The sequence below is a fragment of the Acinetobacter sp. YH12105 genome (genome assembly GCF_013419095.1).
GTDB lineage: Bacteria > Pseudomonadota > Gammaproteobacteria > Pseudomonadales > Moraxellaceae > Acinetobacter > Acinetobacter pseudolwoffii.
Genome location: NZ_VPAU01000001.1, coordinates 330,648 through 342,904, shown reverse-complemented (window position 1 = coordinate 342,904; position 12,257 = coordinate 330,648). Strand labels below are relative to the sequence as shown.

The 12,257-nt window shown below is 41.8% G+C and carries 12 protein-coding genes; 6 read left to right on the top strand and 6 right to left on the bottom strand.

The annotated features are described in order from the left end of the window. Positions 1-57: 57 nt before the first annotated feature. The 3 genes from FTU44_RS01760 to FTU44_RS01750 all read right to left on the bottom strand — a co-directional run bounded on the left by FTU44_RS01760 (position 58) and on the right by FTU44_RS01750 (position 2,071). Positions 58-408 (bottom strand): hypothetical protein, encoded by a 351-nt coding sequence (locus FTU44_RS01760; RefSeq protein WP_005170170.1) that lies wholly within the window; start codon positions 406-408, stop codon positions 58-60. 198 nt (positions 409-606) lie between these two features. After that, positions 607-1,272 carry a hypothetical protein gene (locus FTU44_RS01755; RefSeq protein WP_100329029.1) on the bottom strand — a complete coding sequence of 222 codons (666 nt, stop codon included), beginning with the start codon at positions 1,270-1,272 and terminating at the stop codon, positions 607-609. 100 nt (positions 1,273-1,372) lie between these two features. Further along, positions 1,373-2,071, bottom strand: a complete 699-nt coding sequence (locus tag FTU44_RS01750; RefSeq protein WP_005097503.1) for a DNA polymerase III subunit epsilon — start codon at positions 2,069-2,071, stop codon at positions 1,373-1,375. A 538-nt stretch (positions 2,072-2,609) separates the two neighbouring features. Here FTU44_RS01750 and glyA point away from each other — a divergent pair. The 6 genes from glyA (at position 2,610) to ahpF (ending at position 9,718) form a co-directional block, all read left to right on the top strand. Beyond that, positions 2,610-3,860 carry a serine hydroxymethyltransferase gene (gene glyA / locus FTU44_RS01745; protein ID WP_100355693.1) on the top strand — a complete coding sequence of 417 codons (1,251 nt, stop codon included), beginning with the start codon at positions 2,610-2,612 and terminating at the stop codon, positions 3,858-3,860. Between the two features lie 503 nt (positions 3,861-4,363). Next, entirely contained in the window at positions 4,364-4,768 is a 405-nt protein-coding gene (rnk, locus tag FTU44_RS01740; RefSeq protein ID WP_005097501.1) for a nucleoside diphosphate kinase regulator, read from the top strand. Between the two features lie 284 nt (positions 4,769-5,052). Continuing rightward, positions 5,053-5,844 (top strand): tellurium resistance protein, encoded by a 792-nt coding sequence (locus FTU44_RS01735; protein WP_180049266.1) that lies wholly within the window; start codon positions 5,053-5,055, stop codon positions 5,842-5,844. 16 nt (positions 5,845-5,860) lie between these two features. After that, entirely contained in the window at positions 5,861-6,994 is a 1,134-nt protein-coding gene (locus tag FTU44_RS01730; RefSeq protein WP_180049264.1) for a toxic anion resistance protein, read from the top strand. Positions 6,995-7,027: 33 nt separating this feature from the next. Beyond that, positions 7,028-7,945 (top strand): hypothetical protein, encoded by a 918-nt coding sequence (locus tag FTU44_RS01725; protein WP_180049262.1) that lies wholly within the window; start codon positions 7,028-7,030, stop codon positions 7,943-7,945. Between the two features lie 207 nt (positions 7,946-8,152). Beyond that, the gene (ahpF, locus tag FTU44_RS01720) at positions 8,153-9,718 is read left to right on the top strand and encodes an alkyl hydroperoxide reductase subunit F (RefSeq protein WP_180049260.1); all 1,566 of its coding nucleotides are present in this window, start codon (positions 8,153-8,155) and stop codon (positions 9,716-9,718) included. A gap of 265 nt (positions 9,719-9,983) precedes the next feature. Here ahpF and FTU44_RS01715 read toward each other — a convergent pair whose 3' ends face one another. From FTU44_RS01715 to FTU44_RS01705, 3 genes are all read right to left on the bottom strand, one after another. Beyond that, positions 9,984-10,238: a YfhL family 4Fe-4S dicluster ferredoxin gene (locus FTU44_RS01715; protein WP_005097495.1), complete on the bottom strand. Its 255-nt coding sequence runs from the start codon at positions 10,236-10,238 to the stop codon at positions 9,984-9,986. 2 nt (positions 10,239-10,240) lie between these two features. Beyond that, positions 10,241-11,650 (bottom strand): tRNA 5-hydroxyuridine modification protein YegQ, encoded by a 1,410-nt coding sequence (gene yegQ, locus FTU44_RS01710; protein WP_100534818.1) that lies wholly within the window; start codon positions 11,648-11,650, stop codon positions 10,241-10,243. A 131-nt stretch (positions 11,651-11,781) separates the two neighbouring features. Then, entirely contained in the window at positions 11,782-12,192 is a 411-nt protein-coding gene (locus FTU44_RS01705) for a Cd(II)/Pb(II)-responsive transcriptional regulator (RefSeq protein ID WP_180049258.1), read from the bottom strand. Positions 12,193-12,257 lie beyond the last annotated feature (65 nt).

Sequence of the window (12,257 nt, the reverse complement as noted above, 5' to 3'; positions counted from 1 at the left end):
CAGAAAAGCAAAATTTATCCCCTATTAATAAAAAAGCCCACCGAGGTGAGCCAGAAATTAGATGTGCTTAAGTTGTACATTCACATCATATTTTTCAAATTCTTGCAGAATCTGTTTTAAGGTTTTCTGAGCGGTGATATGTTCGGGGCTTAAAGAAATTTCCTGACGAGTATTACTGTCAAAACATTCAATGGCTTGAATCAGCCAATGGTGCTCGATAGAGCTTTTTTGAATCACTACACGTCGCGGTTGTAAACTGTCACTGAGCTGGCGGGGCAGTACATAGGTAATTGCCAGTTGCACAAGTTCTAGTTCTTCAGCCGGACTTAAAAAGGTAATGACCCAATTGCCCACCTTGCTCAGTTGCATGGGGTTATCAAACGCATCGAATTCTAAATAATGTGGCATATAGCAACCAAGCGGATTTTAATGATCACTATATGGCGAGATTTTCAGGTTTTTTCTATCCCGCTTAAGTCTGATATTTCAGGCTTTAAATTTAGAGATAATGTAAATATGATATAAAATCAATTACTTATATTTGAAATCTAAATCTGCTTGATTGCTAAAGTCACTCATTTAAGAGTTTAAAAGACTAAGACATGCTTATTCATGAGCTTGATTTTGCTGTAATTGTGCCAAAGAAAAATTGATCTGTTTTAGAATGTGATTCAATTCTTGCGGAGGAAGTCGGCTTTCCTGCAGTGAGGTGATCCACTGTATTTGGCACATTTTTAAACTGCGCACATCCTGTACCTGTAAAATATGCTGAATTTGCTGTTTGGCCATCAAGCCACAATATTTTTGTAAGCTTTCCATCATCAGATATTTGAGGTCTTCAAAAGATAAAGCTTGCGGTTCGGGTAGATGGGGTTGATTGTCTGGATTTGTTTCAATAGATGAATTTTCTTGCAGCTCTTCGATAGGAACTAGGAGGTTTTTGCGGTTCTCGGTTACACAAGGGACGGGCAGAGGTGAATTTAAGGGACGGTAAATCTCGGAATGCGCCAAATTGATTTTGGTATCGACTTCTATGCCGGTCTGATGTGGACTGTTTGATATTATGCTGGTGTGAGCCGGAACAATTAAATCCATTTCACAAAGTTGCTCTAAAAGCTCGGCGGGAGCTAGTTGCTGCTTTAATCTCTCATGTAACAGATCAAAATCTTTGCTGCCGATTAGCACCAATAAGCGGCGTTGGCGTGCGGTCAAGGGGATAGAGCGATTCTGTAGCACCTCGACCCCACGTTGAGTTTTATAAAAATGCATCATAGCTGAATGAGTTGTTCACTAAATTCAGCTAGAGCATAGTCTGGGATAATTACAATAATATGAAGAATATATTAAAAAACAGATACTTGTTTTAAGGATTTTAAAGCGTGCTAATCGCGGTATTTTCGAGAGCCTTGCGCAAATAAGGATCCAGTTCATCTTGGCGCAATAGCCATTGCACATAGTCGGCAGGAAGCTCTGCAATTGCGCTACCGCGATGTTTACCAAAGTTAATCGTACGTGGAATTCGGGCATCTTCAGAAGCATCGAACAGCTCCTGCATACTGTTAATTTTCAGGTGGTGTACGATATGCATCAGGATGTTGGCAGTTAAAATAATATCCATATCGGCACGATGCGCTTTACGGATCATTTCACGTGCTCGTTCACTGCCTTTGGTAATCATATAAATCAGTGCAGAAATATTATGTGCTTCTGCATCGGGCCAGACCCGACGTGCTAAAGCCAGTGTACAAATCGCTTTAATTTTCGAGGTATCTACCCCACATTTTTCGACAGCACGAACGTCATAATCAATATTATGACCAATCATATAAATCGTTTCATCTGGCAGGCGAAAGGTACTGTAATGTGGCTGACCTTCCAGATCAGATTCCAGAATATGATGCACCGCCATGGCGGCAAAAGAAATGGGTTCGTCACATGAATAGAGCTGATCAAACAGGCGGCTTTTATCCATACTGATTTTATGGTCTACAATTGCGACAGGCGCATAGGCAATTTCAATGGGTTGACCATTTAAAGTATGCGTTTCGGTATCAAGAATAATGGCCTGCATGCGTTGAGCACCATAAAAGAAGAGACAGACTCATATTAACGATAAATTGGGAAAAAGATTAGGCTGAATATTAAAAAATATACTTTTTAGCGCAAAGAATGCTGTCAATAAATCCAATCTTGCTGCAGGTTAAGGTTCAGAACTCTCATGCAGGAAAAGATTTAGTGGTACACCTGAAATATTCTAAGGGTTAACACGAAGTCGCTGCTCTAGGTTTATAGGGGATAAAAAGGTAAGCGGAACTTAGCTTGAATCTCATTTTAAAATGCTTGCAAAGCGCTCGAGAAAACCAGTCTTTTCACATTTCAAGCAAGACTAGATGGTGAAGGAATAAAAAATGCTCAAAATTTTAAAAGTTAAAAACTTTAACGCCAATTCAATAATTTGATTTTACTTAAATTGGTCATGATTTCTAAAGGCTGGAGCAATATTTATAAAAAACTGCAGAAAGTTCATGATCGAAAATGCAAAACTTCATGCTACAATACGCGCCAATCTTAGCACGGCTTAAAAGCCCTAAATCAATAGGACCTCGCTAATGTTTGCCAATATCTCTATTGCTGAATTTGATCCAGAATTAGCTCAAGCAATCTCGAATGAAGATGCTCGTCAAGAAGCTCATATTGAGCTAATCGCTTCTGAAAACTACTGCTCACCAGCAGTCATGGAAGCTCAAGGTTCAAAACTCACTAACAAATATGCGGAAGGCTACCCAGGTAAACGCTACTATGGCGGTTGCGAATACGTAGACGTGATCGAACAATTGGCGATTGACCGTGCTAAAGAACTCTTTGGTGCTGATTATGCTAACGTTCAGCCACATGCTGGTTCACAAGCAAACTCAGCGGTTTACTTAGCGCTTCTTAACCCTGGCGATACAGTTTTGGGTATGAGCCTTGCTCACGGTGGTCACTTGACTCACGGTGCAAAAGTAAGCTTCTCTGGTAAAACATATAACGCGATTCAATATGGTTTAAACCCAGAAACTGGCGAAATCGACTATGAAGAAGTTGAACGTTTAGCGGTGGAACACAAGCCACGTATGATCGTTGCAGGTTTCTCTGCATACAGCCAAATCGTAGACTGGCAGCGTTTCCGTGACATCGCGGACAAAGTGGGTGCTTACCTGTTTGTTGATATGGCGCACGTTGCAGGTCTGGTTGCTGCTGGCGTTTACCCAAGCCCAGTGCAAATTGCTGACGTAACAACGACCACGACTCACAAAACACTTCGTGGTCCACGTTCTGGTTTAATCCTTGCGAAAGCAAACGAAGAAATCGAGAAAAAATTACAGTCTGCTGTATTCCCGGGTAACCAAGGTGGTCCTTTGGTTCACGCGATTGCAGCGAAAGCGATCTGCTTTAAAGAAGCGATGGCGCCTGAATACAAAGAATATCAAAAACAAGTTGTGGTGAATGCAAAAGCCATGGCTGAAGTGCTAATCGCTCGTGGTTATGATATTGTGTCTGGCGGTACTGAGAACCACTTGTTCTTGTTGTCGTTAATCAAACAAGATATCACAGGTAAAGAAGCAGATGCCTGGTTAGGTGCTGCTCACATTACTGTGAACAAAAACTCTGTACCAAACGATCCACGTTCTCCGTTCGTGACTTCAGGTATCCGTATCGGTACACCTGCAGTGACAACCCGTGGTTTCGGTGAAGCTGAAGTACGTGACCTTGCGGGCTGGATTGCTGACATTCTGGATGCGAAAGGTGATGAAGCGGTCATTAACGCGGTGAAAGCGAAGGTTGAAACTGTATGTGCTAAATTCCCAGTTTATGCATAATCGGTTTTAATCGGAAAGGAGCTCCCAACCGGGAGCTTTTTTTATAGCTGTTAAAATGACGAGAAAAAATCAGGATTTGGTTTAGCGCAATTCGAGTTAAACTATATCTATATCGCACCATGATTCAGGCCTAATATTTAATAGCTGATGTTGATAGGACAAGAAAATGAGTCATCAACAAAATCATATTGCGTTTTTCTGAATCTGGCTTAAAGTTTTTTATAGACCAATCTCATTTTTAAATATTTAAAAGAACTGATTTATTCATTGCCAGCTTTTTAGATCCACCCTGTACATTCTGCTTAGTACCTGAAAATTTTTATGCAAATTTCAGACGAGCTCAGGTGTTGGTGCAATAAGCGCTGTGAGTGAGATCATTTTCTTTAAATCTGAACATTGTATTTATAGGAATCATTCAAATATGGGCACAACCTGTATTTGGTGTTCCTGTTGGCTGTTGATTCATTAATTTTTTATTTAGGTATCTAACAAAGGTAATCAGGATGAATAAAACCACTATTATTTTATCTCAGCAGGATTTAGATCGTCTGGAAACCATGCTTGAGCATCAGACCAAGCTGAGCGAAACCATGATTCGTCTGGAAGATGAACTGGCACGTGCTGAAATAGTTGGCCCCGCGGAGATCGCAAGTAATATTGTCACCATGCATTCGCGTGTGTTACTGACTATTGCACCGTCTCCAGAGCCTGTGGAAGTCACACTGGTTTACCCACATGAGTTTAAAGGTGATAAAGGTCAGGTAAATGTGATTGCACCGATAGGCGCAGCCATTCTGGGCTTAGCCGAAGGTCAAACCATTGAATGGCCACAACCAGATGGCCACACCATGAAAGTGACCATTGAAAAAGTGCTTTATCAGCCAGAGAGTACCGGGGATTATCTCTGATATTGTCTTGAACGCATGCTCAAAAGCCATAGTAATATGGCTTTTTTCATTTATGATTGATGTTCAAGAGTTTCATCAGACTAAGCTAGCAGTACAGCAAAATTTATCAAACACATTTGCTTTCATTGCAAAAAATATAATTAAAATAAAGATAAAACATGGATTTAGTTAAAGTGATGTAACGAATTTCTGGATAAATATACACAACGTGGTCTGTTTTTTTGCTACATTCGAGGATATTCAAGATTTTTATTTAATCTCTCTAAAAGGATACAGTCTTCGTCATGTCGCGATTTGAAGCTTTACCCGCCTTGACTGACATGTCTTTTGATCGTGAAGAAATACTGACGATCAAACGTAATGAACTTGTGCCTGTACTGAGCCATCAATATGGACTGAATCATTATGCGGATTCTCTGATTCAGGCACAATCGGTGTTATTAAATGGGGTCGATCCGCATTTGACCCAACAGCTGAGCCAGACCATTGAGCAATTGATTCAGGCTTTGGCAGAATCTAAAAAATATCTGAAAAAACGTAAATTTAATGCACTACAAAAATGGCTTGGGATCGATCTGGATTATGGTTCGAGTCAGGTTGAATATTATCAGCGACTGGACCGTTTACTCGATCAAGCAGATCACTTAAGTCGTAAGTTACAGATTGAAATCCAGAAATCTCAGGCCCGTTTTCAGCAGCTTTTGGGTCTACGTGAGCAGATGGCCAAGCATATTGTCGCGGCAGACGAGTTTTTATCAGAATATCCGCTGTTCATCAAAAACCAGCATCCACTGGATAATTTTTCTGAGCGGCTTTCCAAGAAAATCAATACACTGCGTACCTTGCAAAGCAGTAATGACATTGCCATTACCCAGATGCAGCTTTCACAGCAGCTGTCCTTTAGCTTATTAGACCGCTTTAAAGAAGCGCAACAGGTCTTGATTCCGGCTTGGCAATATCATGTCCAACAAAGCCAGAGCAAGCACTCGACAAGTGATCTAGAAAAACTTGATAATAGCCGTGAAAGTCTGATTAAAACGTTAAAAAAATCCCTCGAGAAACCCTCGAAAACATAACAATATAAGGTGAACCATGACCAAGTCTGATTTAGTAAATTTACCTGTTGAAAGCTCGAATGAACTGGTCGAACAAAAATTTCAGCAAATGGATCTGAAAGAACTGGGCTTGCAACCTGCTGACTTTCAGGAAGTACTGGCAGCACGTAAAGAATTGCAGGATATGAGTCATAACAGCGTGGCTGAGTATGGTAAAAATATTGCGACCAAAACCTCGACCTATACTGATGAATTACTGAATCTGGTCCAAAATAGAGATCTGGATGCGACAGGACAGAAACTGAATCAGGTGGTGCAGGTGGCCCAGCAACTGAATACCAGCAGCATTTTAAGTCAAAAGAAAAGTTCAGGTTTTTTTGGCAATATCATCAGCAAGTTCAAAGGCGCAAAAGGCAACTTTGATGCACATTTCAATACCACCAAAGAGCAGCTCGATGTACTGGTCAAAGAAATTGAAACCTCGCAGTCCGGTTTGAAAGCGCGTGTAGATACCCTGGATAAAATGTTTGACGGGGTACAGGATGAATATAAACAGCTCGGGGTACATATTGCTGCCGGCCGTTTACGTGAGCAGGAGCTACAGCAGGAAATCTCCGCTTTAACCGCTTTGCCGCAAGATCAGAGCACAACACAGAAAATTTATGATCTGAACCATCTGGCCAATAATCTGGAAAAACGGGTCAGCGATTTGCAGGTTTTGCAGCAATCTGCCATGCAAACCTTGCCGATGATCCGGATTATTCAGTCCAACAACCTGATGCTGGTCGACAAGTTTTATGCCATTAAAAATATTACTTTACCGGCATGGAAAAACCAGATCAGTCTGGCCATTTCTCTGAGCGAACAAAAGAACAGTGTCCAGCTGGCCAATACCATTGATGATGCCACCAATGAACTGCTGCGCCGTAATGCAGATCTATTGCATCAGAACTCTGTCGATACCGCAAAAGCCAATCAGCGCTCGGTAATTGATATCGAAACGCTTGAACATGTGCAAAACACCCTCATTAAAACAGTCAATGATGTGATTCAGATTCAGAAAGAAGGTGTACAAAAACGCACAGAAGCAACCGTGCGTTTGAAGGCTTTACAGGATAATCTGAATCACTTGGTGATTGAATCAAGTACGAGCGGATCAAAGCCCAACTAAATATTGTGGTTGAAGATCTAAAAGGAGTAAAGATTGCCTCCCTTAGATGAATATGCGGTGTCTCCTGGTGAGATCAAGCAAGGCGTGGTTGCGCTCAAGAAACGTCAACGCAATTTGATGTTATTGGGTATCACCAGTTCTACGGTATTTATTGCCTCCATCATTGGTCTGTTTTTTCAGCAGGAACTGGTCTATGGCTTTTTTGGCCTGAGTACCGAAGTGCAGCAGTTACATTTACCGGTCAGTGTAGATGCCACGCTGGCCAGTATTGGTGATAGTCCGGATTATTTTTTTAGTTTGCTGAGCTGGTTTGGCTGGTTGATTATTAAAATTTTTGCTTCTTTTATCGGTGCATTTTTTATCATTGGCCTATTAAAGAAACTGCGTTTCTTTTATGTGCGCTTTCAGTCTTTTGTGCTGAAATTTGTCGCCTGGCTAATTGCCTTTATCGTGATCTGGTCGGGATTAACTTACTGGCAGCATGATTTACGGAATGACCGGCATGATGCTTATCAGCAGGTGGTGTATTACGATAGCAATATCAATGACAGTGAAATTGCACGATACCTCGCCGATTCAGAGATTGCCACACCGGTAAAATCTTATTTACTGGCACAAACAGCACTTTTGCATAAACCGCAAGATTTATCGGCTGCAAAACCTTATGTATTCAATCTGGTAGAAGCAGAAAAGCAGGATGCAAAATTTGAGCAATATGGCTTTAAGCCGGAACAACTCTGGACCATGCAGCAACAGATCTATGGTCAAGCCATGACACCGGTTGCCAAGAGTGTAAATACGCAAGTACAACAGGCAAACCAGTTGAGTCAGATCACCTATCTGGTGATTATTGGAGTGGCCATTTTATCGGCATTTCTGAGTTTGGTTTTGTTCTTCTTGGCCAATTCAATCAAAGGCCGATCCTTGCGTATCGAGCAACGGATAAATTAATGTTTTAGAAATGCTCCTGTTTAGGAGCATTTTTTATCTGCTGATGAAACAGTATAAAAATTAAAAGCTGAAATACCAAAAATAATTATCAAACCAGTGATCTAAAAAAACGATTTACAATATAAAAACAAACTGTTTTACCTATTTTGATTTATGCACTAATATCGCTTTATCAAATAAATATTTATTCCTTTGGAGACGTTAGCCATGTTAGACCAAAATACTTCAGCTCAATTAAAAACACTACTCGAACGTCTGGAAAGCCCGATTGAACTGGTTGCGACTTTAAATGATTCCGACAAATCTGCAAAAATCAAAGAACTGGTTGAGGAAGTGGCTGCATTATCTGATTTAGTCACTGCACGCTTTGACGGTACAAACCAACGTGCTCCAAGCTTTGGTATTGCCAAAGCAGGTGAAGAGCCACGGGTCTACTTTGCAGGTCTGCCAATGGGGCATGAATTCACCTCACTGATTCTGGCTTTACTGCAAAGCTCTGGTTATGCACCGAAAGTATCTGCTGAAGTTTTAGAGTCGATTAAAGGCTTAGGGATCAAATCTGATTTTGATGTATTTGTATCACTCAGCTGCCATAACTGTCCGGATGTGGTTCAAGCCTTAAACCTGATTGCAATTTACAACCCGGGCACAACAGCCACCATGATTGATGGTGCCTTCTTCCAGGATGAAGTGGAAGAACGCAAAATCATGGCGGTGCCGATGGTGTTCCAGGACAACCAGCATATCGGTCAAGGTCGTATGACTTTGGAAGAAATCGTGGCAAAACTGGACACCAACTCTGCAGCAAAAGAGGCTGAAAAGCTCAATGCCAAAGATGCTTTTGATGTACTGGTGATTGGTGGTGGTCCTGCAGGCAATACCTCTGCGATCTATGCTGCACGTAAAGGCATTAAAACCGGGATCGTGGCTGAACGCATGGGCGGTCAGGTCATGGACACCATGGACATCGAAAACTATACCTCGATTCAGAAAACCCAAGGTCCCAAGTTTGCTGCTGAAATGGAAGCACACGTACGAGAATACGGTGTCGACATCATGAACCTGCAACGTGTCTCTAACATCAAAGGTGCAGATGAAACGGCCAATGGTCTGGTAGAAGTCACTTTAGAGAATGGTGCCAAACTGGAATCGAAAACCGTGATTCTGTCGACCGGTGCACGCTGGAGAGAAATGAATGTTCCGGGTGAGCAGGAATACAAAACCCGTGGTGTGGCCTACTGCCCACACTGTGATGGTCCTCTGTTTAAAGGCAAACGTGTTGCGGTAATCGGTGGGGGTAACTCTGGTGTTGAAGCTGCGATTGATCTTGCAGGGATTGTAGAGCATGTGACTTTGGTTGAGTTTGATAGCAAGCTTCGTGCGGATCAGGTATTGCAAGACAAATTAACAAGCTTGCCAAACACCACGGTGATTAAAAATGCTTTGTCGACTGAAGTGGTGGGTGACGGTTCACAAGTGACTGCACTGAAATACAAAGACCGTACGACTGACCAAGAGCACACCGTTGAACTTGCAGGAATCTTCGTACAGATTGGTTTGTTGCCGAATACCGATTTCTTAAAAGCAACAGCGGTTGAATTGTCAAATCGTGGTGAGATCCTGATTAACGAACGCAACGAAACCAATGTGAAAGGTGTATTTGCAGCAGGTGACTGTACTACTGTTCCGTATAAGCAGATCATCATTGCCACAGGTGAAGGCGCGAAAGCATCACTGTCTGCATTTGATTATATCATCCGTTCAGGTCAGTAAAAAATAACACCAAGGTTCCCCAAAACCTTGGTGTTCGATCTCGATTATCTTTGTTATACCTTTTTATAGGAACTCCGGACGCTAACACCAGAGTTCCTTTTTTTATTGTTATATTTGCTTCCTTTTTTAGATCAGCCAGAAGCATCCCCAATTGCTTCTGGCTGTTTCTTTCCTCTGTACTGTTTTTGTTCTGACTCTTATTATTCAGCCTTCCCCAAGGTTGTCTTTATTCAATGCAATATTTATTCCAATGTTTGATCAGTACTTAAGACTGGAACAAATTCAAGACTTTAAATTTTTCTAACAGTTGCTCTTGCGTCTCTACATGCTCAGGATGTGGCACAATGCACTCAATTGGGCATACATCTACACAGGTTTGGCGCTCATAAAAGCCGACACATTCCGTACAACGGTTCACATCAATCTCATAGACTTTCGCACCCTCATAAATCGCATCATTTGGACATTCTGCTAAACACATATCGCAATTGATGCATTTGTCGGTAATCAGCAGCGCCATGTTTAACTCGCCTGATAAGCCAGTGACGATGCCGAAACATCTATAGTCGATGTCGGCAGATTGCGGATGAGCAGTGCATATTGCATATCTACATCTGCCGGAACCGGAATCTCGACGATATGACCTGAGCCTTTAGCCTCAGAAATCAGATTGCCTTTTTTGTCTTTCATTTCGGTTAAAACAAAGCTGATATTGCCTTGCGTCGTCATCAGCTCTAAGGAATCACCCACGACAAAACGGTTTTTTACATCAATTTTGATGGAGTTACCGTTACGTTCTAAGACTTCACCGCAGAACTGTTGATGGTCAAAACTTGAAGAGCCATTTTCATAATTGTGATATTCACTGTGCACATGACGGCGCAGGAAACCTTCGGTATACCCACGATTGGCCAGACCTTCTAATTGCGTCATCAATGCTGGGTCAAATGGTTGGCCCGCAAGCGCATCATCAATGGCCTTACGATAGATTTGTGCGGTACGGGCACAGTAAAAATAGGATTTGGTCCGGCCTTCAATCTTCAAGGAATGTACCCCGACCTTGATCAGACGCTCGATATGTTGTACCGCACGTAAGTCTTTAGAATTCATGAAATAAGTGCCGTGTTCATCTTCTTCGGCAGCAAACATGTCTTCATCATTACGCTGTAATAATATCGGTTCATCAAATTGATGCTGTGCTTGCATATGTGCTTCGTCGGCATCTTGAGAGCAGCAGCCTGAATCCAGATTTTTCACTGGAATCACATCACCAGTTTCATCTTCCTTCGCATCCAGAACTTTGTATTCCCAGCGGCAGGCATTGGTACACGCACCCTGATTGGCATCACGTTTATTCATATAACCAGACAGCATGCAACGGCCGGAATAAGCCATGCACAGCGCACCATGTACGAAAACCTCAATCTCCATATCCGGTACTTGCTGTTTAATCTCAGCAATTTCTTCAATCGATAATTCACGTGACAGAATCACGCGCGTGAGTCCCATATTTTTCCAGAATTTTACCGTTGCCCAATTCACTGCATTGGCTTGCACAGACAGATGAATATCCATTTCTGGAAAATGTTCACGCACCATCATGATCAGGCCCGGATCAGACATGATCAGCGCATCCGGCTGCATCGCCACCACAGGTTCCAGATCACGAATAAAATTTTTCAGTTTGGAATTATGCGGCTGGATATTGACGACCACATAGAACTTTTTACCTAGCTCATGGGCTTCTTGAATGCCAATCGCCAGATTGTCATGATCAAATTCATTATTACGAACGCGCAAACTATAACGCGGCTGACCTGCATAGACTGCATCTGCACCATAGGCGAAGGCATAGCGCATATTTTTCAGTGAACCGGCAGGTGAGAGGAGTTCAGTAACGGTCGTCAGGCTCATGATGGAATCGAAAGACATATAAAAAGTACGGCTTTATTCTAACCATCTAAAATTTGGATTCAACCCAGTAAATTACTCGGAAATAAGCAATTTAGAATAAAAAGAATGTTTTATTTTGAGTGAAATGAAGCACTAAAATTATTCAATATTCAATTATTTTCAGTCTGTTCGAGCATTTTTAAAATCTGGCAATGATCAATGGTGGTCGGAATATTGCAACTTTGACGAAGTGTACTGAGCTGTTGTTGAAACAACTGTAATTCCTTAATTTTTCTGGATATATCTTCTAAGTGCCGGTCAATCAGCTGATTCACTGCACCGCATTCCTGCTGCGGATTCTGTTCGAGTTTAATCAGGGCTTCAATCTCTTTTAAGGACATGTCCAAAGCACGACAGCGTTTGATAAAAAGCAGCCTTTTCAGGGCTTCTTCACCATAATAACGATAGCGATTACTTGCTCGAAAATTCGGCTGTATCAAGCCTTTCTTCTCATAAAAGCGAATGCTATCTGTGCTTAAAGCAGTCTTTTTGGCTATTTCTGAAATTAAATAAACTGACATTGCTCGCTCCTGCTTGACCTTGGAGTTAGTCCATAGTTTCTAATTATTTTAACTCATTTTTTGCA

Coding starts and splice junctions, on each gene's coding strand:
- FTU44_RS01760 (WP_005170170.1), bottom strand. CDS start 408: ATGCCACATTATTTAGAATTCGATGCGTTTGATAACCCCATGCAACTG.
- FTU44_RS01755 (WP_100329029.1), bottom strand. CDS start 1,272: ATGATGCATTTTTATAAAACTCAACGTGGGGTCGAGGTGCTACAGAAT.
- FTU44_RS01750 (WP_005097503.1), bottom strand. CDS start 2,071: ATGCAGGCCATTATTCTTGATACCGAAACGCATACTTTAAATGGTCAA.
- glyA (WP_100355693.1), top strand. CDS start 2,610: ATGTTTGCCAATATCTCTATTGCTGAATTTGATCCAGAATTAGCTCAA.
- rnk (WP_005097501.1), top strand. CDS start 4,364: ATGAATAAAACCACTATTATTTTATCTCAGCAGGATTTAGATCGTCTG.
- FTU44_RS01735 (WP_180049266.1), top strand. CDS start 5,053: ATGTCGCGATTTGAAGCTTTACCCGCCTTGACTGACATGTCTTTTGAT.
- FTU44_RS01730 (WP_180049264.1), top strand. CDS start 5,861: ATGACCAAGTCTGATTTAGTAAATTTACCTGTTGAAAGCTCGAATGAA.
- ahpF (WP_180049260.1), top strand. CDS start 8,153: ATGTTAGACCAAAATACTTCAGCTCAATTAAAAACACTACTCGAACGT.
- FTU44_RS01715 (WP_005097495.1), bottom strand. CDS start 10,238: ATGGCGCTGCTGATTACCGACAAATGCATCAATTGCGATATGTGTTTA.
- yegQ (WP_100534818.1), bottom strand. CDS start 11,650: ATGTCTTTCGATTCCATCATGAGCCTGACGACCGTTACTGAACTCCTC.
- FTU44_RS01705 (WP_180049258.1), bottom strand. CDS start 12,192: ATGTCAGTTTATTTAATTTCAGAAATAGCCAAAAAGACTGCTTTAAGC.